A 23,390-nucleotide genomic window follows, 5' to 3' on the forward strand; every position below is an offset into this window, starting at 1 on the left:
GGGCCATGAACCATGAGCTTCATTATCTGGGTCACCGTGCTGGGTGCGGTCCTGCTGATCCTTGCGCTGACGTCGTCCTACCTGCGCTGGCTGCCGGTCACGACGTCGGCTGTGTGTCTGCTGCTCGGCATCGGTATCGGACCAGGCGGTCTCGACCTGTTGAAGCTGCCGCTGGAGCAGGCTTCATCGTGGATGGAGCATCTGACCGAAGTCGCGGTGCTGTTTTCGCTGTTCGTCTGCGGTTTGAAGCTGCGTCTGCCGCTGCGCGACAAACGCTGGCGGATCGCCTTCGGCCTGGCCGGGCCGGTGATGGTGCTGACGATCATCGGTGTCAGCCTGCTGCTGCGTTACGGTCTGGACTTGGGCTGGGGGCCGTCGTTGTTGATCGGCGCGATTCTGGCGCCCACCGACCCGGTACTGGCTTCTCTGGTGCAGGTCAGTGACGCGCGAGACATCGACAGTGTGCGCTTCGGGCTGTCGGGTGAGGCCGGGCTCAATGACGGGATTGCCTTTCCGTTCGTGATCCTCGGGTTGTTGTGGCTGAAGGGCGATGGCCTGGCGGCCGAGTGGAGCCACTGGATAACGCATGACGTGCTGTGGGCGGTTCCCGCCGGATTGCTCACTGGCTACTGGCTGGGTCGCGGAATCGGACGAATCACCCTCGCCTTGCAGATCCGCCATGAAGACAGCACCGTGAGCCCCAACGACTATCTGACCCTGGCCCTGATTGCACTGGCCTATGTGGGGGCCGACGCCATTGGCGGCTACGGTTTTCTGTCGGTGTTTGCCGCGGGGTTGGGCTTGCGTCAGGAGGAAGTGAAATCCACCGGTGCCAGTGAGCCGCCGGCCGAGCATCTGGTTCAACCGGTAGTGGGCCATCAGCACGTCGAACCGCAACACGCCGTGCATGGCGATACCGAGCGGCTGGAAGACAGTCAGGTGGCCGCCGGGATCATGATGGGCGACATGCTCGCCTTCGGCAGTCTGGTCGAGCGGGCGATGGAAGTGTTTCTGGTCACCCTGCTCGGCGTGGTGCTGGCCACTCACTGGGACTGGCGAGCGCTGTGGGTGGGCGGCGTTCTGTTCCTCGTCATCCGCCCGTTCTGTGTAGCGCTGATGCCGTGGGGAACGCTGCTGGAGTGGCGTCAGCGGAGGCTGATCGGATGGTTCGGCATTCGTGGCATCGGCAGTCTGTTCTACCTGTTCTATGCCCTGAATCATGGGCTGAGCGACACCGTGGCGAGCCAGTGCACCGACCTGACGTTATCCGTCGTGGCGCTGAGTATTTTGCTGCACGGCATCAGCACTCAGCCGGTCCTCACCCGCTACGAGCAGCTGAAGCAACAGGAAACATGATGAGTGTGCGGTACTTGCCTGCACGGAAACATCAAGAATCCTTCTCTAAATAAATGGATCCCTCGCTGTTTGCCCGCAGTCACAACCTTAACGCCTCGTTGATTTCGATCGGCGAGGTTCGACAGGCTCGATTCTCCTCTGCGGCAATGAATGCCCGGCACGGGGAATCTCGAAAAAAAAGGCCAAAGGTCATGAAAGAAGGCTCATCAACATCCGCGCAAATCAAGGCTTGCAGAACCCTCGCGCTGGAACGCAACAGGGCTCTGTTCGAAGAAGCCCGGGCGCTCAATCGCACGGCCAACCAATTACTGGAAGGCGAGAGTCTGGATATCGAGCAATTCGAACGCTATCGGGCCGTGCGCCGCAAAGCCGATCGGCAGTTCGAAGACGCCATCGATCATCTGAGCGTTTTGAACGAAGATTTCCCGCCTATTGAGGCATCGTTGCACAATGCCCGTGATCCGCGCCGCGAGCTTGAAGCCCGGTTCTGAAACTCCCCGAAAGCCTGGCCTCATGGCCGGGCTTTTCATTGGCGGACGCGATCTGCCTTCACTTCATCGCTGACGCAATGATTTCGACAAGACCTTGCTGATTGAACGGCTTGGACAAACGTGGCAGTTCAGCTGCAAAACCTTCGATGCGTTCGGCATAGCCGGTGGCCAGGATGATGGGCAAGTCCGGTTTGAGCAGCCGTACGGCGTGCGCCAGTTGTGCACCATTCATGAGGGGCATGGCCATGTCGGTGATCATCAGATCGACGATTTCCCCTTGATCGAAAATCTCCATCGCCCGAGCGCCGGAAGTCGCACTGATGACCCGATGCCCCAGGTCTTCGAGCAGTAAACCGGTGCTGGTCAATACCAAGGCGTCATCGTCCACCACCAGCACGCTCAGTCGTGGTACCGGCGCCATGGACGGCCTAGGGCTGACAGGCTTGGCCGCCATCCCGTCGACGGCGACCGGCAGCCAGAGCTCGGCGCATGTCCCTTGCCCCTTCACGCTTTTGAGAATGAAGCGGCCGCCCAACTGCTCGATGAATCCATGCACCATCGACAACCCCAGCCCGGTGCCCTTGCCCAGGCCTTTTGTGGTGAAGAACGGATCGGTCGCCGAGGCCAGCGTCGTGTCGTCCATGCCTTCACCGGTATCAGTCACGCTCAGGCAGACATAGCGTCCCGCTGCGAGTGTTGACTGGCTCTGCTGCAAAACCACTCGCGGCTCGGCGCCGATGACCACGCTGCCACCCTCGGGCATCGCATCGCGGGCGTTAGTGGCCAGGTTGAGGACCGCCAGTTCGAGCTGGTTGGTGTCGGCGAGCACCGCTTCAAGATCGTCGGGAAACTGCGTTTCGATGCGAATCCCCGGCCCCAGTGAGCTGCGCAACAGACCGGTGATGCCTTGCACCAGTTTCGGGATGTTCACCGGTTCGGTCTTGAGTTCCTGGCGCCGGGCAAAGGCCAGCATGCGCTGGGTCAGTGACACGCCTCGCAGCGCGCCCTGGGTGGCGTTTTCCAGCAGACGGCTGACTTTCGGGTCGTCGCCGACGCGCTTACGCACGATCTCCAGATTGCCGAGGATCACCGTCAGCAGATTGTTGAAGTCATGGGCGATACCGCCGCCGAGCTGACCGATGGCCTGCATCTTCTGCGCCTGGAACAGCGCTTCGCGGGTCTGCTCCAGTGCCAGTTGCGCCTGGTGGGCTTCGGTCACGTCACGGGTGATTTTGGCAAAGCCGAGCAACGCGCCGGTTTCGCCGCGAATCGCATCGACCACCACATGGGCCAGGAACCGCGTGCCGTCCTTGCGCAGACGCCAGCTCTTGTTCTCGAAGCGGCCCTCCCGCACGGCGGTTTCCAGCGCCCGTTGCGGCTCCCCGATCTCGCGGTCCTCCGGGGTGTAGAACATCGAGAAATGCTTGCCGATGACTTCGTTGGGCGCGTAGCCCTTGATCCGCTGCGCGCCGGGGTTCCAGTTGGTCACGCGGCCTTCCGGGCTGAGCATGTAGATCGCGTAGTCCGTGACGCCCTGCACCAGCAGGCGGAACTGCTGTTCGCTTTGCTTGAGGGTTTCTTCGGCCATCTTGCGGTCGGTGAGGTCACGGGTGATCTTGGCGAACCCGAGCAATTGCCCGTCCGGGCTGTAGATCGGATCAATCACCACGTGACACCAGAAATGCGTGCCGTCCTTGCGTACCCGCCAGCCTTCGCCTTCGAACCGGCCTTCGCGGATCGCCGTGTCCAGCGCGCGCTGCGGCATGCCGACAGCACGGTCTTCATCGGTGTAAAACCGCGAAAAGTGTTCGCCGAGGATCTCGGCTTCCTCATACCCCTTGAAGCGTTTGGCCCCGGAGTTCCAGCTGGTGATGATGCCGCCGGGGTCGATCATGTAGATCGCGTAATCGACCACGGCATCGATCAGCAGGCGAAAGCGCATGTCTTCGATCGCAGCGGACTTCTTGTTCTCGCTCATCAGGCTTGGCTCAAAACAGATTTTCAATAACAGGAGTATGCGTCAAACCGGCGGATTGGAAAGCCGCATCTGCATGATCGAGCTGCCACCAGCGCGGCAACAGCTGCTGGATGCGGCTCTCGGCGAAGCGGTCGTCGATCAGCATGACCACGCCGCGATCCTGCTGGGTGCGGATTACTCGCCCGGCGGCCTGCACCACCTTCTGCATGCCGGGAAACAGGTAGGTGTAGTCGTAGCCGGCGCCGAAAATCGCTGCCATGCGACGCTTCATCTGTTCGTTGACCGGGTTGAGCTGTGCCAGACCCAGCGTGGCGACAAAGGCACCGATCAACCGGGCTCCGGGCAAATCGATGCCTTCGCCGAATGCACCGCCGAGGACCGCGAACCCGACGCCTTGGCTGTGGGTCGTGAACTGATCGAGAAACGCCTGCCGCTGCCCTTCGGCCATGCCCCGTGATTGCTGCCAGATTGAAATGTGCGGATGCCGTTCCGCGAGCAACTGCGCGACCTGTTGCAAATAATCGAAGCTGCTGAAGAACGCCAGATAGTTGCCTGGACGCTCGACGAACTGGCGGGCGATCAGTTCGACAATCGGCTCCAGTGAGGCCTGACGATGGGTGAACCGGGTGGAAATCTGGCTGACGATCCGCACCTGCAATTGTTCGGCGCTGAACGGCGACTCAACGTCGATCCACACCGTGTCGGCCGGAGTGCCGAGCAGGTCGGCGTAATAATGACGAGGGCTGAGGGTGGCGGAAAACAGCACGCAACTGCGGGCCGCTTTCAGGCGCGGGCCGAGCAGCGCCGCTGGCACTACGTTGCGCAGGCACAGTTGCGACAGCGGACGTTTGCGGTCGAGGTCACGCTTGCTGATGTCGAACAGGTAGTTCGCATCGAACAACTCCGCGACACGGCAGAATTGCAGCATCTCGAACCAGGCATTCTGCAAGCCGCTGTCCAGCCCTTGCGGGTGATCATTGAGGTAATCACCAATGCTCGCGCTGCACGACGTGATCGCCTGCAGCAGTTTTTCCGGTGCCTTGTCGTAGGCCTGATACGGCGCCAGTTGCGCGTTGTGCAGGGCATTCCATTCGCGGTTGACCCGTTGCAGGGGCTTCTTCAACGCCTCGGGTGCGGTTTTGCGCACGTTGTTGAAGACTCCCTGATCGAAGGTGGCGCTGTACATCTGTCGCCCACGCTCGACCAGGTTATGCGCCTCGTCCACCAGCACCGCGACTTTCCATTGATTGAGCTGGGCCAGGCCGAACAGCAGCGCGGTGAAATCGAAGTAGTAGTTGTAGTCCGCCACCACCACGTCGGCCCAACGCGCCATTTCCTGGCTCAGGTAATACGGACACACCGAGTGTTGCGCGGCGACTTCACGGAGTGCCGCCTGATCCTGCAACCTCAATTGACTGGCCGCTTCTCGGGCCGCCGGCAACCGGTCATAGAAGCCTTGAGCCAACGGGCAGGATTCGCCGTGACAGGCCTTGTCGGGATGCTCGCAAGCCTTGTCCCGCGCAACCATCTCCAGCACCCGCAGCGGCAGGGTTGCGTGGTGATCGAACAGCACTTGCGCCGAATCCAGCGCCAGTTTGCGCCCCGGTGTCTTGGCGGTGAGGAAATACATCTTGTCCAGCTGCTGCGGCGCCAACGCCTTGAGCATCGGGAACAGCGTGCCGAGGGTCTTGCCGATGCCGGTGGGGGCCTGGGCCATCAGACAGCGGCCGGTGCTGACGGCCTTGAATACCGACTCAGCGAGATGACGCTGGCCGGGGCGGAAATTGTCATGGGGAAAGCCCAGTTGCTGCGCCGCCAGATTGCGCGCTTCACGGTGGGCCATTTCCTGCTCGGCCCATGCCAGGAACAAGCCGCATTGTTGTTCGAAGAACTCGCGCAATGCTTCAGCGCTGAAGGCTTCGACCAGGCAGGTTTCCTTTTCGCTGACGATGTCGAAGTACACCAGCGCCAGATTGATCTGTTCCAGCTGCAACCGGCAGCACATCAGCCAGCCGTAGATCTTCGCCTGCGCCCAATGCAGCGCGCGGTGGTTGGCCGGCTGTTTGCTCAGGTCGCCACGGTAGGTTTTGACTTCCTCCAGGCAGTTCTGCGTCGGGTCGTAGCCGTCCGCCCTGCCCTTGACCTTCAAGGTGCGGAACTCGCCCTCCAGCGCCACTTCGCTTTGATAGGCGTCATTACGCCGCGAGGCGACGGTGCGGTGACCGGCGATACCCTCCAGCGCGGTGGGCGACGGGGTGAAGCGCAAGTCGAGGTCGCCGCTCTTGGCGGTGAACTCGCACAACGCCCTGACGGCGATGCTGTAGCTCAAGCGCCCTGCTCCGCCCATTGCACGTAACACACGGCTACCGGCATCTGGTGCGTGTGGCAGAACTCCAGCCAGCGCAATTGATTGTCCTGCAAGCGGTCGCCGGGCCCTTTGACTTCAATCATTCGATAAGTCTTGTGCTGCGGCCAGAACTGGATCAGGTCGGGCATGCCGGCGCGGTTGGCCTTGATATCCAGCAACAGGCGACTGAACCAGTGTTTGAGATGTTCGGCCGGCAGGCAGGTCAGCGCTTGTTCCAGCAGTTCTTCATTGAGTGCGCCCCAGAACACGAACGGCGATTGAATGCCCCACTTGGCGGCAAACCGGTTGCGGATGGTGTCGGCATAACGGCCGTCGTCGAGTTCCGCCAGGCAGACTTCGAACAGCTCGGCCCGACGTCCCTGAAAATCCTCGTGGAGCAAATCCGCCGGCCCGCGCTGGAACGGGTTGAAAAACGCCCCCGGCAGCGGTGCGAAAATCGCCGGCCAGCACAACAGGCCGAACAGCGAGTTGATCAGGCTGTTCTCGACGTAATGCACAGGGCCGGTGTCCTCATGCAGATGCGCTTGCACGTGATACTCCACCGACAGCGCCGGATCGAGCCGAGGCAGGTGCAGATCCAGGCGTTCAACAGGTCGTGCAGCAACGCGCTTGAGCGGTGGCCCGCCGAGTTTACGCCGCAGCCGTGGCAGTGCCCGTTGCAGCCCCTGTTGTTCGGCGGCGCTTTCCGGCACCTGTTCGGCCAGCGTGCCCAACTCCAGCGCCAGCGCATATTCGCCGCAGCGTTCCAGCACCCGGACCATCCGCAACCGCGCGCCGGGATAGGCACAGCCGCGATAAAGGCTCAGGGCCAGGGCAAATTCCGCGATGCGTTCGCAATGCTGACCGATCTGGAACAACAGCTTGCCGAGCCGGCGCTGCAACCACGGGTTATCGAACTGCAAAACGCTCAGTTCTTCGGCAATCGGCTCCAGCGCCTCGCCCGCCTCGAAACGCTGCTGGCAATCGTGCAGGAACAGGCAGGCATCGACGTCGGCACGGCTGCGCAAGCCTCGGGAATCAGCACTGAGCTCGACTTTTTCGTAGGTGTAGATTCCAAGGTCGGCGAGGACGAATTCCGACCAGTCCTGATACAGATTGCCGAAGAACATCAGGCGAAACCGGTCGCACAGTTCCATCAACGTCAGGCTGAACAATCGGTCTGCAATCGCCGGGCACCAGTCATGCCAGCAGCGTGATTCGGCAAACTGCTCGTGCAGGATCGGCAACCAGTCGACCTTGCGACCCTTTGGATCATCGATGGCCGGGCCGAAGGCTTGCACGACTTCAGCCTTCAGCAGCAGATCGAACAGCTCCGGCATCGTCAGCAGCGCTTGCTCGTCCAGCCAGCCATGATCGAGCAACGGCTGCGCGGCTGATGCAATGTCACCAATCTCCGGATAGTTGAGTTTGCCCGCGCGAAAATGCACGCCCTTGCGCATCACCATCCGCACCAGCAACCCCTGGGAGCCGCGCGGCAGTGACTTGAAGTCACGAATGAAGGCATGCTCCGTTTCGCTCATTACGTCGGCATAGCGAAGCTCAAGCCAGTCAAGCACTTGCCGGAAGTTGTTGAGGTAATAGAACGGATCGTCGAGGGGGCTGGAAGTCACGGTGATAACGGGCCATGGCAAGCGAATACTGGTTATGCGTACAGATACCAGTTCTGCCCCGACGGGCGCAAACGGAAAAGGATCAGTGGCATCCGCGATCCGGTTTTTTTCGCTAGTCCATCGAACTTTTACGGGCGCGATGGCACCAACCGCGTTAGAGGCCGACAATGGTCGAAATGAACAGGAACGCTGCGTATGAAAATCAAGATTCTCGGGATCCCGCTGGCTGTTGCTGCCCTGCTGACCCTGGCCGGTTGCTCGACCCCGACAGTAGTCACCCTGCAGAACGGCACCCAGTACCTGACCAAGGACATGCCCAAGACCAAGTCCGAGGACGGCTTCTACGAGTTCCGGGACATTTCCGGCGCGAAGATCCGGGTCAAAGCCGATGAAGTCGCCACGGTGCGTAAGGAAGACTGACGATTACCCCACGAAAAAAGGCTGCAATCCTGTAGGAGCGCAGCCTTTTTGCTTTTTTCAGCGGGGTAACGCCATCCCCGGCAGGGAGCCGTCGCAGTTCAACGGGCGTTCACCGCGCCGGACCATTTCTTCCTGCAAACGCTGGCAGCGTTGACGCTCCTGCTGCGCCATGCGGTCGATGCTCAGGTTGCCGGTCATTTCGGGCTCATTGTTTTCGCCGATGCGAACGGTCACGAACGGTTGTTCGGGCTGGATATGAAAGCGGCTTTTCTCTTCGACCGGCTCGCTGTTCTCGGTGGATGCCGGTTTCGGCAGTTCTTCGGAGCTGACACCGTAGCGGCTCAGAATCGAGCTGTGAGGCAGATCGGCCCAGACGTTGGCCGACAGCAGCGCCAACCCGACGATACCGATATACCCCTTGAAACCTTTCACGTTTGAATCTCCTGTACTCAATGGCGGCTTGCCCATACATGACGAGTGCGCATGCAATGGCTTTAGTCCGCATTTCCTGTTGGTGCAGGGGTTTGAGTCAGGTAGTGGCCAATGAGTCACTTTTGACAGGGAGAGGGAAAAAATTCCCTCTCCACCGTCACGATCAGGCGATCACGATTCCATCAGCACTGAGACTGTTCAGCGAAACCCCGACCAGCGTCACCGAATCAGCGCCAAACTTCAGCACCGTATCCTGCCCCACCGACGAGGCATGGGCGCGGAAGTCATCGCCGGGCAACACACCCTGTACGCCGAGGAACACCAGTTTGTCGTTGCCGTTGAAGCCCACAACCCGGTCCTGGCCGAATGCGCCGCTGAACAGGAACGTATCCGCCCCGCCGCCCGACTCCATCAGGTCATTGCCGGCGCCGCCGACGAACACGTCGTTGCCCGCGCCACCGATCAGGTGATCGTTGCCGTCCAGGCCGAACAACCAGTCGCCACCTGCATGGGCCTTGAGGGTGTCGGCGCCGCTGGTGCCCTTCACGCTCGACTCGTACTGGGTGACGTTGTTGCCGACCTTCAGGCCGTCGGCGGTCACGCTGTGGGTCACGTCGTCCTTGAACAGGCCCCAGAGGAAGCCCGGCTCTTTGGTGACGATGCTGCCGATGTCGCGTGTGATGCTGATGCCGCCGTTGGCATCGCGGATGTACAGGTTGCCGGCGCCGTCGTTGGCGAAGTCGAACTTGTTCACCGACTGCTGCAGCTCAAGGGTGTTGTTGCCTGAACCGCCGAGGATGATGTTGTAGCCGCCGCTGTCGCGGAAGGTGTCGTTGCCGGCACGCCCTTCCAGATAATCGTTGCCGCTGCCACCCTGGATCAGGTCGTTGCCGTCGCTGCCGATGATGAAGGTGCTGCCCTTGTGGGGCTCGGCGTTGCGGTTGAGGTCCTGCACCCAGGTGTTGGCCCGCGCCGGATCCGACAGGTTGGCGACGATGATCGTCGAGTCACGGCTGGTGAGGTCGTAGAACTTCGACTCGATGACCCGGTTCATGCCGTCGCCGTAAGCCGTCGGCAAGTGCGAGATCCAGGTCGGGATGTTGACGATCGAGTACGGCAGCACGTTCCACACGTTCGAGGCGTAGTAGTCGTTGAAGCTGACGATGTTATCGGTTGCCGACACTTTCGATGCGTCGTGTACGCCAACCGATGCAGCGGTGAAGGTCGAGCCGTCGAGGGCGCGGAATACCGGGTCGTTCTCATAGCCGACATTGAGCACTTTGTCAGTGCTGCTCTGGGTCGGCGAGGCGTAGGCGATGTAGTTGGAGTCCTGGAAGAACCCGCCCCACTTGCTGCCGCTCAAATCCGCCATGCTGTTGACCGCCAGCCCGCCGAGGCTGTGGCCACTGACCAGTATGTCCTTGCCGCTGAGACCGTTGGCCTTGGCGAACGCCACCACGTTGTTCATCAGGTTGCCGAAAGCTTCGCCGACGTAGTTCTTGGCGTAATCCTTGGGGCCGAATGCGGCGAGCAGGTCATTGATGGCGTCGGCGATGGAGTCGCCGATGAGGATTTCCCGTGGGCCGCTGGTGCCGCGAAAGGCGATGCCTATTTCCGTGAGATGGCCCTGGGCGTCGTACTTGCCGAGGATTTCCACTTGCGCGCTGGTGTAGCCGGGCTTTTCGCCGAAGAAGGTTCCGCGCACGTCGGTCTTGCCGTCATAGCCCAGTTGCGACGCGGTGATGGGCGTCCAGCCGGCCTTCTTTACGGCGTCGAGAGCGAGTTTTTCCGAGTCGGGGTTCCACGGGAGTCCGGGAATCACCCCTTGCGAATCGGTGCCGCCGATCAGCGCGCTGATCAGCGTGGCCGGCAGGCCGAGGCCGAAGCCGTTGTGCTGATAGCCGACCGCGAAACCGTTGTCGAGGTTGTGATAGGAGTACAGCGTGATGGCCATGGCATCGCTGAACAAGGCCTTGGAATCCGCTGTGCTGAAGTTCTTGTAGTCATACACACCCATTGCTGTTGCCTCTCTCTTTGTTGGAATTATTCAGAGATAGCTCACAACCAGAACGCCCCTCTCGGGGCGCCCCGGAGCATTTCCTTACAACACTTCTGTCATGCAACTCCAATGGGAACCGCCGCAGGCCGCGGTGGTTCCCGCACGGAATCAGGCGAACACGAAACTCGAGTCCGACAGGTTAGCCACACCCACCCCGATCAGGGTCACGGCATAGTCGCCAATCTTCAGCACGGTATCGGCGCCCGACTGCGAAGCATGCTGCTTGTAGTCGTAGCCCTGCCCCGCGCCCTGCACGCCCATGAACACCAGTTTGTCGCTGCCCTGGTAGCCATTGATCGAGTCGAAGCCGAACGCGCCGCTGAACAGGAAGGTGTTGTTGCCACCCACCGCACTCATCACGTCGTTGTCGGCGCCGCCGACGAAGGTCACGTGGGCCTTGTCGCTTAACAGGTGATCGTCGCCACCCAGGCCGAACAGCCAGTCGCCGTCCGCGGTGGCTTTCAGCGTGTCGCCGAGTGCGCCGCCGTTGAGCGAATGGTTGTACTGGGTCAGTTCGGCGCCGTTGGCCAGGCCTTTGCCGGTGACGGTCCAGGTGATTTCCTTGCTGCTCCACATCGAACCGGACTCTTTGCTCACGATTGCGCCGATGTCGCGGGTCATGCTGATGCCGCCGTAGGCGTCGCGCACGTATAGCGTGCCGTCGCCGTCGCTGGCGAAGCTGAAGTTCTGCAATGGCTTCTGCAGGTCGAAGGTGTTGTGGCCCTGACCGCCCAACAGAATGTTGAAGCCCCCGTCATCGCGGAACAGGTCATCGCCGGCACGACCTTCAAGGAAGTCGTTGCCCGCCCCGCCCTTGAGCCAGTCGTTGCTGTCGGTGCCGATGATGAAGGTGCTGCCGGTGTGCGGCTCGCCGCTGCGGCCCAGATCCTCGACCCAGGTCTTGCCCCGGGACGAGGCTTCCAGATTGGACACGATGATGGTCGAGTCCTGGCTGGTGAGGTTGTAGAACTTCGAGTCGATCACCCGGTTCAGGCCATCGGCATAGCCCAGCGAGCTGTGGGCCGACCAGTTCAGCGGGTTGACGATGCTGAACGGCACCAGGTTCTGCGCGGTGGACGCGTAATTGTCGTTGAAGTTGACGATGTTGTCGGTGGTCGAGTCGTGCGGCTTGTCGTGTTTGCCCATCGACGCCGTGCTGAACGTGGTGCCGTCGAGCACACGGAATACCGGATCGTTCTCGTAGCCGATGTTCAGCACGTTGGTGCCGGTGCTGCTCTGGGTCGGCGAGGCGAAGGAAATGTAGTTGGCGTCCTTGAAGAAGCCACCCCAGTCGCTGGCACTCAGTTCCGCCACGCTGTTGACCCCGAGCCCGCCGAGGCTGTGGCCGCTGATCAGCACGTCCCTGGCAGCGATGCCATGGGCCGAAGCAAACGCGGCCACGGATTTGAGCAGGTTGTCGAAGGCGTTCTTCGCGTAGTTCTTGGCGTAATCCACCGGCCCGATGGCGGCCAGCAGGTTGTTTTTCATGTCGCCGAAGGTGTCGCTGTAATTCAGCCCGCCCGTGCCGCGAAAGGCCACGCCGATACCGATCAGCTTGCCGGCGGCGTCGTATTTGCCGAGCACTTCCGCCTCGGCGCTGGTGAAACCGTCCTTCTCGCCGAAGAACGTCCCCTTCGCGTCGGTCTTGCCTTGATAACCCAGGGCCGAGGCGCCCAGTGGCGCCCAACCGGTGCCGGGCAAAGCCTGCCCGGTCGGCGTGTAGGAATACAGCGTCAGCGCGATGGCATCGCTGTACAACGCTTTGCCGTCGGCATTTTTGTAATCGAACAATCCCATGTCGTGCTCTCTCTTCCTTTCAAAAACGGCAGTTCTCTGCAGAACTGCCGCTACACCTTAGAACTGCCAGTCCAGCGTCAGGCCCACACCGTGGTCCTTCTCGTTCGAACCGATCAGTCCGTTGTAATCCAGGTTGACCCGGACATCGCGATTCAGCGCCAGACCGGCACGAACGCCGACCACCGCGGCATCTCGATCCATCGACACACTTTGCACGTTGAACGCGCTATTGCCATTGACGAAGGCCAAGTGGCTGTCGGAATCCACGCTGCTCAGGTTGTGCTGCCAGCCCAGTGTCGCGCCCAGTTCCAGCTGATGTTTGTCCGACAGGGCAAACGTGCGCTTGGCGCGGACGCCGAGGGTCGACAGCACGGCGTCGCGGTTGTCTTCACCACCCTTCAGTGCGGCGGCATCACCCTTCTCGGTGAAGCTGTCGCTGTTCAGGTGCACGTAAGCCAGGTTGGCGAACGGCTCCAGGTTCATCGGCTGCAGACCGAGATCGTAGGCGGCTTCTGTGAACAGTTGTGCGGTGGTCGCATCGCGTTTGGTTTTCTGCTTGCCGCTGACACCGGCGAATTGCAGGTCACGTTTGACGTCGATGCGATGCCAGCTGTAAGCCGCGCCGGCGGTCAGGCGCAGGGCATCGATCTGGTGCCCCAGGTACGTACCCAGGTGATAGCTGTCAATCGATGCCGACGAGTGCGTGCCGCTGCCCATGTTCAAAGAACTGTCGCTATAACCGGTAACGAAACCCAAGCGAGTATCTTCAGTAATCAAACCATCGACACCGAGCAACAGACCGCCAATGGAGCTGTTGGAATTGGCATTTTCATGGCCGCCATCGGTCTTGCCCCAGGCACCTAGCACTTTGAACCAGGCATTGCTGCGGTCATCGGTCGGCGCACCAGCGTCGAACAGATCCCGTTCGCGCAGACGCTCGCCCACCGCATCACGCAGGTAACGGCTGTCGTTGATCAGCAGCGTGCCGATGGCCGGGTGAATCTCGCCGGACAGTTGCTGGAACGCGTCCTGCGCAACGGCGGCGGTCGGCGACAGCAGCAGGGTTTCGAACAACGCATTGCCCGCCCCCAGACGTTCGGCGGCCGCACCGACGGCGCGCTGGTTCGGCGTCAGGCCGACGCTGGCGAACGAAGCACCGTTGCGCCCGACATTCAGTTGAACACCGCCCGAGGAGTAATCGAGGGTGCCGCCGAGGAACGCGTAGTTGGGCAAGACCTGACCAAAGCGCCCCTGAATGCCACCCGCCGCCTGCAGAATGTTGAACTGACTGCCCAGCAGCGATTTCACTTCAGTCGTGGTCAACAGCGTCGGGCTGTTTTCCAGGGTCAGGGCGACCGTTGCGCCGTCAATGATGGCGGTGCCGCCAGCGACCACGCGGTCGCTGCTGGTCGGCGAAACTTCCACGGAATAGGTCGAGCCCGGTTCGAAGGTCACGTCACCGGCCACGTTCAAGGTGCCGATGGAGTTGCCCGGCGCCACGATACCGCCGCTTTTCGCGGTCAGCGCGGCGATGCGCCCGTTACCGCCCAAAATACCGCCGTCATTGACCGTGACCGCCGATTGCAGTGAGCCATTGATCGCCAGTCGGCCACCATTCACCAGGGTCGGGCCGGTGTAGGTGTTGGCGCCGGTCATCACCAGGGTGCCGATCCCCTGTTTGGTCAGACCGCCGTGGCCGGAAATGTCGTTGCGCCAAGTGTCGAGCCCGCAGGTGATGTCGGTGCATACCCGTTGGGTAGGTTTGCCGGCGTCGATGATCGCGCCGATCCCCGGCAGATCCGCCACGAACTGGCTGGAACCGTAGGCGCCTTCGATGCGGAACTCGGCCGGGATGTCCTGCTCGGTGACGAACATCGCCGGGCCGTCGATGGCCTTGCGCAGGTTGATCATGCCCCAGCCGTACAGAGCGTCGATGCCCGGAGCGCCAAGGTCGGTGGCGGTGGTGCGCAACACGCTGGCGACCTGAGCGCCGGTCATGTACGGGAAACGCTCCATCAGCACCGCCACGGAACCAGCGGCGTGCGGCGCGGCCATCGAGGTGCCGTTGTAGTTGGCATAGCCGGTGGTCAGGTTGTCGGCGTTGGTGCCACCGATGATCGAACTGTAGATCTGTGTACCCGGCGCCGAGACGCAGAAGCTCGCGGTGTAACCGCAGCGCGAGGAAAAGGTACTCATGATGTACGGGTTGGCGCTGGTCTGGTCCGGGTTCCTTTGCAGAGCCGAGACGGTCATCCAGTTCGGCGCGATTTCCGGCACGAAGTAGCCAAGGCCGGCGATGGCGTCCGGGTTGTTCAGGTTGTAGTCGTTACCCGCCGCAAAAATGGTCACGATCCCGCTGCGCGCGGCCGCGATTGCACCGTCATAGGCACCGCCGGGTTTGGTACCGAGCAGCGTGCGGATCTCGTTGAACTGCAATTGCGCGTCGTTGACGGTGAAGTGCGGGTACGCCGGGTCGCGACCGCCAAGGTCGAAACGATCTGTGATGCCAATGCCCCAGCTGTTGTTGATGATTCGCGCGCCACTGGCGATCAGGGCATCCCAGCCGGCCTTGTACACCGCGCCGTCGTTGCCGCGGACGATGCCGTCTTCCGGCCCCGGGTCGCCGTTATCGGCACTGATGATCTGTGCACCGAACGCCACACCGTGCATTGGCCCGCCATCACGGCTGCCCGCCGCGATACCGCCGACGTGGGTCCCGTGAGCGCCGAGCTTGCCGTTGGAACCCACCGACGGTGAACCGTCATAGCGGAAGGCGTCCCCGGCTTTGACCGGGATGTACGGGTCGGTGTATTCGCGGATACCGCTGGTGACCAATGTGATCACTTTGTTCGGGCCGGAAAACTCCGGGTGCGCGGCATAGACCGGCTGGTCGAAGATCCCCAGTTTCACGCCTTTACCGGTGTAACCGGCGGCGTAGGCGTAGTCTGCGCCGATCGCGCCCAGGCCCCAGTCCGCCTTGAACTCGGCACTTCGCCAACTGGCCGGGTCCCCTGCCCGGCCGTTTTCCACGTAGGGCGCGGCGTGTGCGCTACCCCAGGTGGCCATGGCGCAGAGCAAGGCGCAGTTGAGGGTTTTCAGGCGAAAGCATCCACCCGATTGCGCGGGGGTGTTGTTGTTTTTCATCCAGCGACCTTCCTTAGTGATGTTGCACAAAATCCGTCTTTTGAATTGATCGTTCCGACGCTCCCGCGTGGAATGCAGCCCGTGACGCTCCGCGTCCCTTGAAGCATTCCCACGCAGAGCGTGGGAACGATCAGTCAGAACTGCCAGTTGAGGCTCAGGCCGACGCCGTGACTCTTCTCGCGGCTGGCCAGTTATCCGTTGTAATCAAGGTTTACCCGTACGTCGCGGCTCAGGGCCAGGCTGGCCTGTACCCCCACCAGTGCGGCGTCGCGTACCAGCGGCGAGCTTTCGACGCTGTATGGCGCGCTACCGCTGGCGAAGCGCAAATGCTGTTCGGATTCGATGTCGGTCAGGCTGTGCTGCCAGCCGAGATGGCCGCTGACATCGAGCTTCTGCGAGCCCGACAGGTTGATCGTCTTGACCGCCCGGACGCCGAGGGTGCTGAGCACCGTATCACGCTGATCGCCATTGCTTTTCAGCGCGGCAGCATCGCCCTTCTCGGTGAAACCATCGCTGTCCAGATGCACGTAAGCCAGATTGGCGAACGGCTCCAGAGCCAGCGGTTGCACGTTCAGCCGGTAGGCCGCCTCGCCGAATACCTGAGTGGTGGCGGCATCGACCTTGGCTTTCTGTTTGGCGCTGACATCGCCGTATTGCAGGTCCCGTTTGACGTCGGCGCGATGCCAGCTGTAGGCCGCGCCAGTGCTCAAACGCCAAGCGCCGATGTCATGCCCGGCATAGGCACCGAGGTGGTAGCTGTCGACCTTGGCCGAAGCGTGCGTGCCGGACCCCATGCTCAACGAACTGTCGCTGTAACCGGTCACCAGACCGATGCGGGTCTGCTCGTCCAGCGCACCGTCGACACCGGCCAGCAGGCCGCCAATCGAGGTGCTGTAGCCGGCGGTGTCGTGTCGCGAGTCGGTTGTGCCCCAGGCGCCGAGGGCCTTGACCCAGCCGTTGCCTTGCGCGCTGTTCGCATCGTGAAGGCGTTCGCCGATGGCGTCGCGCAACTGACGGCTGTCGTTGATCAGCACCGAACCGAGGGCCGGGTAGATTTCTCCGCTCAATTGCTGGAAGGCTTGCTGTGCATCACTGGCGGTGGCGGACAGCAACAGGCTTTCGTACACGGAGTTGCCGGCGCCCATGCCTTCGACGGCGCTGCCCACAGCCCGCTGATTCGGCGTCTGGCCGACGCTGGCAAAAGACGTCGCGTTGCGTTCGACACTCAGCATGATCCCGTTACGGGTGGACGCGAGGCTGCCACCGATGAACAAGTAATCCGGCACTACCGCGCCGAACTGCCCCTGAATACCGCCCGCCGCTTGCAGAATGTCGTACTGATGACCGAGCAGGCTTTTCGCTTCGGCGGTGCTGAGCAAGGTCGGGCTGTTTTCCAGTGACAGGCTGACGGTGGCACCGCTGATGGACGCCGTGCCTCCGGCGACGATGCGGTCGCTGGCCGTCGGTGACAGCTCCACCGCGTAGGTCGAGCCCGGTGCGAAGGTCACGTCACCGACCACATTCAAGGTGCCGATGGAATTGCCCGGAGCCACACGACCGCCGCTGTTGGCGGTCAGTGCACCGATCCGCCCGGAACCGCCGAGGGTGCCGCTGTCATTGACCGTGACCGCCGACGTCAGCGAGCCGTTGACGCTCAGCAGACCGCCATTGACTGTGGTCGGGCCGCGATAGGTGCTGTCGCCGGTCAGGATCAAATGCCCGGCGCCAGACTTGATCAGGCTGCCCTGATACACCCGATTGGCAGCCGCCGCCTCACGGGCCGTGCCGACGGCATAATCCGTCTGGTCCTGTTGGCTGGCACCGACCGGAACGCCGTTCTGCCAGCCCTTGTCCTGCAGGGTCTGCTGCCAGGCGCTGTGTTCGGCGAGGTCTTCGCTCTGGCGCTGGATCAGTGCCTTGTCGGAGATATCGTTGCTCCACACATCGCGTTGCCCGGTGGCCAGACTTGCGTCGAACGCCCCGAGCAACTGCCCCGGTCCGCCCATCGCCCGCTTCAGGTTGGCCACACCCCAGCCGACCCGCTCGTTGGGTGCGTCGGTCGCGGAACCGTCGAGCTGAGTGGCGGTAGTCAGCAGCACTTCCAGCGCCTGCTGGTTGTTCATGTACGGGTAACGCTCCATCACCAACGCCAGGGCGCCAGTGGCATGGGGCGCGGCCATCGACGTGCCGGACTTGATCCCGTAGCCGCCGTCGGGAACGGTGCTGTCGATCTTCGCGCCCGGCGTGGTGATGCACCAGTATTTGGCGATACCGCACTGGTTGTATTTCTGCTGATTGCTTTGATCCAGTCCCGACACGGCCAGCCAGTGGCCTTCCAGATCCGGCTGAAAGTACGGCAGCGCCGAGCGCACGCTGGCGTTGGGGTAACCACTGTTGCCGGCGCTGAACACGTTGATCACGCCGCGGCGCGAAACATCGGCGGCGGCATCGAGCCAGGTGCCCTTGTTCCAGTGCTGTGCGTAAGCGGCGTGCAGATCGTTCAGGGTTCGATAACTGACATCCGGCGGCTGGCTGCCCCAACTGTTGTTGATCGCCCGTACGCCGGCATCGGCAAGTGCGTCGTAGACCGCTTTGAAGTAGCGCGGGTCGGGATTGGGACCGAACAGGAAACTGTCGTTCTTGTTGGTGTTGCCGACGTAGATCTGCGCATTGAACGCCACACCGTGCATGCCGGTGCCGTCGCGGGAAGCGCCCATGGTTCCGACCACGTGAGTGCCGTGAGAATCGTTGTTCGGATTGAGCGTGCCGTTGACGCTGAAGAGCGCACCATCGACATAGCTGCCGCTGCTCAACACCGGATGATAACGGTCGCTGGCAAACTCGGGATGGGCGGCGTCGAAACCGGAATCCAGCGCGCCGATCTTCACGCCCTTGCCGGTGATGCCGGCGGCGTAGGCCTGATCGGCCTGCATCCGGTCCAGTCCCCAGTCCCGCAGGAATTCGGCGGAACGCCAACTGGCGGCGTCGCCAGGTTTGCCAGACTCCAGGTATTGCGCCTGGGCCTGGCTGACAGAAATTGCGAGCAACAAGGCGCCGACCGATGCCGGCTTGAAGCGTACGTCCATGTTCACCACTCGTTTTTGTTGTTTGGTGTAAAAACTACGGTGTTATTGCGTCCGTGGGCCTTGCCCGAATGCTTCGTCCACCCGAGCCAGATCCTGCTCGCTCAAGGTGCCCGCGTAGTAATGCAACTTGGTCCAGGCCATGAGGTAGTCATAGCGCGCCTGGGCCAGATCGCGGCGGGTGGTAAACAGTTGTTGTTCGGCGTTCAGCGCGTCCAGATTGGTCCGTTCACCGCCGAGAATGCTTTGTTTGGTCGACACCACCAGCGCTTCGGCCGAGGTCAGGGCTTTCTGGTAGGCGCGCAGTTTGTTGACCCCGGACAGGCACGCACTGAACTGGCGCCGCAGCTCGATCAGAGTCTCGCGGGTCTTGCCGTCCAGTTCGTATTCCGCCTGCTCCATGTTGCGGCTGGCCTGACGGGTCGATGCCGATACCCCGCCACCGGCGTACAACGGCACGTTGACTTCGAAGCCGATGGTATTGGTCTCGTAGCGCTGGTTGTAAGTGTTGCCGCTTTCCGATTCATTCTTGCGCATTGCCGCGTAGGCACTGACTTTCGGCAGATGCCCCGCACGATTGCGTTCGACTTCATAGCGCGCCACTTCCACGGCCTGACGCTGGGAAGCCAGGTTCGGGTTGTTGCTGATCGCCAGTTCGTGCCAGGTGTCGTAGTTGGCCGGCGTCAGGGCGAAAGTCTGGAAGTTCTGATCCAGCGGTGCCAGATCGGTGATGTTCACCGCTTGCTCACCGATCAGTGCCCCCAATTCACGCAACGCGGCATCCTGCTCGTTGCGGGCTTCGATTTCCTCGGCCGTCGCCAGTTCGTAGCGCGATTCGGCTTCGAGAATGTCGGTCCGCGTGCCTTCGCCCTGCTTGAACATGTGTTCGTTCTGCTGGAACTGCTGCTCGTAGGCCTTTTTCTTGGCCTGGGCGATGTCGATCTGATCCTGAGCGAACAAGGCCTTGGTGTAATTGTCCAGGACCCGTACCAGCAGTTCCTGACTCTTGCCGCGGAAGTTTTCGTCGGCAAACAGCGACTGCGCCACGCCTTTGCGATAGGCCGCGTAGGCTTCGTAGTCGAGCAGCGGTTGTTGCAGGGTCAGGGTCGAGCCGTAACTGTTGTAGTTACGCTCTTCAGTGTTGTTCCTTGCCCGGGAGTCGAGGGACGTGGCCTTCGACGTGTTATGGCCCTTGTTGTAGTTGTAACCCAGTTTCGGCAACAACCCGGCGCGGCCGATGGCCCGGTTTTCAAGGCCTGCATCGCGTTCCTTGATCGCGCCGAGGAACACCGGGTCGTTACGTAATGCCTGTTCGTAGATCTCGAACGGCCCCATGGCCGCCACCGCACTGTTGCCCGCGAGCAGCGCGAACGCTGCCGCCAGCATGGAAAGCTTATTCATACAGCCGAACATCCTTATTCTTCAGTCAATGCGGAGCCGGCCCGGTCGAGCAGCGGTTTGAACAGGTAGTTGAGGAGTGAACGTTCGCCCGTGCGGACGAACATTTCCGCCGGCATGCCGGGCTTGATCACCAGGCCGTTGAGCTTCTCCATGGCCTGATCGCTGACGCTGCTGCGCAACACGTAATACGGCGCGCCGGTTTTCTCATCGACCATCTGGTCGGCGGAAATCAGGCTGACTTCGCCCGGAACGCGCGGGGTCTTGCTCTGGTTGAACGCGGTGAAGAGGATGTCCACCGGCAGGTGCGTGCCGACCTTGTCGATCAGGTTGATCGGCAGGTGCCCTTCCACTTCCAGGCGCGTGCCTTGCGGGACGATCTCCAGCAGGGTTTCGCCCTGACGCACCACGGCGCCTTCGGTGTGCACGCCGAGATTGACGGCGATGCCGTCCGAGGTCGCAAGAATTTCGCTGTGTTGCAGGTCGAAACCGGCGGAGGTCAGTTGCTCGGACAGGGTGACGCTTTTCAGTTGGGCGTCGGCCAGTTGGCTGCGGACTTCTTTCTGGTATTCCTCACCGTGCTGTTGCAGTTTCAGGCGCGACTCGAGAATGCCCTGCTCCACCCGGCCACTTTCGCCGGTGTTCTCGGCCAGTTGCTGTTGCACTTGCGACAGCTGACGCTGGTATTCCATCAAACGGTTGCGCGGAATGTAGCCGTTGTCCGCCAGCGGTTGCAGATTGCTCAACTGCTGTTGCAGGGAATCGGCCTGGGCGTTGAGGTCGGTGCGGGCACGGCGCATGCCGGCCAGTTGCGCGGTGGCGCCTTCGATGCTGGCACGCAGCGCAGCCTGCTCGCGGGAGAACGCTTCACGACGGCTGCTGAACAGTTGCCGCTGGCCTTCCAGTACCAGCGCCAGACGCGGGTCGGCGTTGTCGCTCAGCTCTGGAGGAAACGTCACCTGCTTGAGGTTGTCACGCTCGGCCTGCCAGCGCGCCACGCTGGCCCAGGCCATGCGGTACTGGGCCTGCAGCGATTGCACGTCGGCGGCGACCTGGGTCTGGTCGAGGCGGAACAAGGGCTGGCCCTGCTTCACGATCTCGCCTTCGCGCACCAGAATCCGGCTGACCACACCGCTGCTCATCGACTGCACGGCCTTGCGTTTGCCGGAAACCACCACGGTGCCTTGCACCGGAATCCCTTGATCCAGCGGTGCCAGTGCCGCCCAGGCAAAGAAACTGCCGGCGCCGGCCAGTGCCAGAATCCAGCCCACGCGGGCGAAGAATTTCGCGTCGCGCTCCGGGCGTTCGGTGATATACGCGTGTTCCATCGTGGCTTCGTTTTCTGTGTTCATGCTCGCGCTGCTCATACACCCGAATTCCTTGTCGTGGGCTGGTACTGCCGGCTCATGCTGAGCCCGCCCGGTGCCTGCGCGGTTTTTTCAGTTTGTTGTTGCGGCTGTTGTTGCTGGTTGCCGGACAGCGCCTTGAGCACGTCATGGCTCGGACCGAAGGCTTGCAGTCGACCGTCGTTGAGTACCAGCAGCTTGTCGGCCTGGGCCAGCACCGAAGAACGATGCGTCACCAGCACCACGGTGGTGCCTTGCGCCTTGAGTTGCACGATGGCGCTGGACAGCGCCGCTTCGCCGACGGTGTCGAGGTTGGAGTTCGGTTCATCCAGCACCACCAGGCTTGGCGTGCCGTAAATCGCACGCGCCAGGGCCACACGCTGTTTCTGGCCGCCGGACAGACCGCTGCCGTCCTCGCCCAGTTGCGTGTCGTAGCCTTGCGGCATGCGCAGGATCATTTCATGAACCCCGGCCTGTTGTGCGGCAGCCACGACTTTCTGCGGATCGGTCTCGCTGAAGCGCGCGATGTTCTCGGCGATGGTGCCGCTGAACAGTTCGATATCCTGCGGCAGGTAGCCGATGTACGGACCGAGCTGATCGCGGTTCCAGCGATGGATGTCGGCACCGTCCAGGCGCACCGTGCCGCCGAGGGTCGGCCACACGCCGACCAGCACCCGCGCCAGGGTCGACTTGCCGGAGCCGGAAGCCCCGAGCACGCCCAGCACTTCACCGGCGGCCAGATTGAAATTGACCATGTGCAAGGTCGCGGCACGTTGCCCGGGCGGGCCGGCGCTGACCTGTTCGAACGTGATCTGGCCTTTCGGCGCCGGCAGCGCCATGGCGTCGTCGCTTGGCGGGAACGACTGCAGCAGGGAATCGAGTCGGCGGTAAGCCAGCTTCGCCCCGCTCCATTGTTTCCACACGGCAATCAGCTGATCGATCGGGCTGAGCACGCGGCCCATCAGGATCGAACCGGCGATCATCATCCCGGCGGTCATGTCACCCTTGATCACCAGCAATGCGCCCAGGCCCAGCACCAGTGATTGCAGGCACAGGCGCAAGGTCTTGCTCAGGGAGCTGATGACCGCGCCAGTGTCACTGGCCTGGTTCTGCAAGCCGAGGAAGCGTGAATGCACCTGGAACCAACGCTTGCGCAGCGAGCCGAGCATGCCCATCGCCTGAATGGTTTCGGCGTTGTGCAGGTGGCTGGTGGCCAACTGGCTGGACTTCTGCGAGAAACCGGCGGCTTCGCCCAGTGGTTTCTTGGTCATGTATTCGTTGAGGCACGCCAGGGCGATCAACAGCAGCGCGCCGGCCGTGGCGAGAACGCCGAGCCAGACGTTGAACAGGTAAATCACAAACAGATAGACCGGGAACCACGGCGCATCGAAGAACGCGAACAACGCAGGCCCGGTGACGAACTGGCGGATGTGGGTCAGGTCGCCCAGGGACTGGCCGGCGTTGCCCTCGCCCTTGAACAGGTTGCGCTCGAACGCGGCTTGATAGACCCGCAGGTTGAAACGGCGCTCCAGCTGGCTGCCGATGCGGATCACGATGAAGCTGCGCACCACCTCCAGCAGGCCGATGAACGCGAAGAACCCCACGACCATCAACGACAGCATCGCCAGCGTGGTTTCGTTTTGCGAAGACAGCACTCGGTCATAGACCTGGAGCATATAAATGGAGGGCACCAGCATCAGCACGTTAATCAGTGCGGTAAAGCATCCGACGCTGATCAGAATACTTTTATAGTCACCCAACGCCTTGAATAAGGGAGCGGTGGCCGGGGCCTTCGCCATCTTCATTGATTATTCCTGAAATGATATTCCCCGCCGTACTTGGCGAGACTTCAATTAATTGCCCGAACAGAGGACGGGACATACACCGTCAGTATTGGCTTACACTTCA

The 23,390-nt window shown here is 61.9% G+C and carries 14 protein-coding genes; 3 read left to right on the top strand and 11 right to left on the bottom strand.

Going from position 1 to position 23,390, the window contains the following annotated elements; all coding sequences use genetic code 11:
• The first annotated feature begins 12 nt into the window (after nucleotides 1–12).
• Nucleotides 13–1,356 (top strand): sodium:proton antiporter, encoded by a 1,344-nt coding sequence (locus tag DXT77_RS01400; RefSeq protein WP_119426333.1) that lies wholly within the window; start codon nucleotides 13–15, stop codon nucleotides 1,354–1,356.
• A gap of 53 nt (nucleotides 1,357–1,409) precedes the next feature.
• Nucleotides 1,410–1,847, top strand: coding sequence for a hypothetical protein (locus tag DXT77_RS01405; RefSeq protein WP_256662854.1), 438 nt, complete (start codon nucleotides 1,410–1,412; stop codon nucleotides 1,845–1,847).
• A gap of 58 nt (nucleotides 1,848–1,905) precedes the next feature.
• Here the strand turns inward: DXT77_RS01405 and DXT77_RS01410 are convergent, their stop codons facing one another.
• The 3 genes from DXT77_RS01410 to DXT77_RS01420 are packed head-to-tail and all read right to left on the bottom strand — an operon-like array spanning nucleotide 1,906 to nucleotide 7,803.
• A complete protein-coding gene (locus DXT77_RS01410) occupies nucleotides 1,906–3,825 on the bottom strand; it encodes a PAS domain-containing sensor histidine kinase (protein ID WP_119426335.1) in 1,920 nt (639 codons plus the stop codon).
• Between the two features lie 10 nt (nucleotides 3,826–3,835).
• Nucleotides 3,836–6,154: an ATP-dependent DNA helicase gene (locus DXT77_RS01415; protein WP_119426336.1), complete on the bottom strand. Its 2,319-nt coding sequence runs from the start codon at nucleotides 6,152–6,154 to the stop codon at nucleotides 3,836–3,838.
• Nucleotides 6,151–7,803 carry a VRR-NUC domain-containing protein gene (locus DXT77_RS01420; protein WP_119426337.1) on the bottom strand — a complete coding sequence of 551 codons (1,653 nt, stop codon included), beginning with the start codon at nucleotides 7,801–7,803 and terminating at the stop codon, nucleotides 6,151–6,153. The genes DXT77_RS01415 and DXT77_RS01420 overlap by 4 nt, the downstream gene beginning before the upstream one ends.
• Before the next feature lie 195 nt (nucleotides 7,804–7,998).
• On the opposite strand from DXT77_RS01420, the gene DXT77_RS01425 reads away from it, so the two are divergent.
• Nucleotides 7,999–8,223 carry a YgdI/YgdR family lipoprotein gene (locus tag DXT77_RS01425; RefSeq protein ID WP_119426338.1) on the top strand — a complete coding sequence of 75 codons (225 nt, stop codon included), beginning with the start codon at nucleotides 7,999–8,001 and terminating at the stop codon, nucleotides 8,221–8,223.
• 57 nt (nucleotides 8,224–8,280) lie between these two features.
• Here DXT77_RS01425 and DXT77_RS01430 read toward each other — a convergent pair whose 3' ends face one another.
• The 8 genes from DXT77_RS01430 to DXT77_RS01465 all read right to left on the bottom strand — a co-directional run bounded on the left by DXT77_RS01430 (nucleotide 8,281) and on the right by DXT77_RS01465 (nucleotide 23,287).
• Complete coding sequence (locus tag DXT77_RS01430; protein ID WP_119426339.1) at nucleotides 8,281–8,655, bottom strand: hypothetical protein; 375 nt, start codon at nucleotides 8,653–8,655, stop codon at nucleotides 8,281–8,283.
• 163 nt (nucleotides 8,656–8,818) lie between these two features.
• On the bottom strand, nucleotides 8,819–10,672 hold the full coding sequence (locus DXT77_RS01435) for a polyurethanase (RefSeq protein WP_119426340.1): 1,854 nt from the start codon (nucleotides 10,670–10,672) through the stop codon (nucleotides 8,819–8,821).
• Between the two features lie 150 nt (nucleotides 10,673–10,822).
• A complete protein-coding gene (locus tag DXT77_RS01440; protein WP_119426341.1) occupies nucleotides 10,823–12,511 on the bottom strand; it encodes a polyurethanase in 1,689 nt (562 codons plus the stop codon).
• Nucleotides 12,512–12,568: 57 nt separating this feature from the next.
• On the bottom strand, nucleotides 12,569–15,655 hold the full coding sequence (locus DXT77_RS01445) for an autotransporter serine protease (protein ID WP_119426342.1): 3,087 nt from the start codon (nucleotides 15,653–15,655) through the stop codon (nucleotides 12,569–12,571).
• Nucleotides 15,656–15,846: 191 nt separating this feature from the next.
• Nucleotides 15,847–18,741 (bottom strand): autotransporter serine protease, encoded by a 2,895-nt coding sequence (locus DXT77_RS01450; protein ID WP_119426343.1) that lies wholly within the window; start codon nucleotides 18,739–18,741, stop codon nucleotides 15,847–15,849.
• A gap of 42 nt (nucleotides 18,742–18,783) precedes the next feature.
• Complete coding sequence (locus tag DXT77_RS01455; protein WP_119426344.1) at nucleotides 18,784–20,151, bottom strand: TolC family outer membrane protein; 1,368 nt, start codon at nucleotides 20,149–20,151, stop codon at nucleotides 18,784–18,786.
• Nucleotides 20,152–20,153: 2 nt separating this feature from the next.
• Nucleotides 20,154–21,503: an HlyD family type I secretion periplasmic adaptor subunit gene (locus DXT77_RS01460; protein WP_119426345.1), complete on the bottom strand. Its 1,350-nt coding sequence runs from the start codon at nucleotides 21,501–21,503 to the stop codon at nucleotides 20,154–20,156.
• Complete coding sequence (locus DXT77_RS01465) at nucleotides 21,500–23,287, bottom strand: type I secretion system permease/ATPase (RefSeq protein WP_119426346.1); 1,788 nt, start codon at nucleotides 23,285–23,287, stop codon at nucleotides 21,500–21,502. Before DXT77_RS01465 ends, DXT77_RS01460 begins: the two co-directional genes overlap by 4 nt.
• Between the last annotated feature and the right edge of the window lie 103 nt (nucleotides 23,288–23,390).

Origin of the sequence: Pseudomonas sp. 91RF (genome assembly GCF_003576265.1) — a bacterium.
GTDB lineage: Bacteria > Pseudomonadota > Gammaproteobacteria > Pseudomonadales > Pseudomonadaceae > Aquipseudomonas > Aquipseudomonas kribbensis.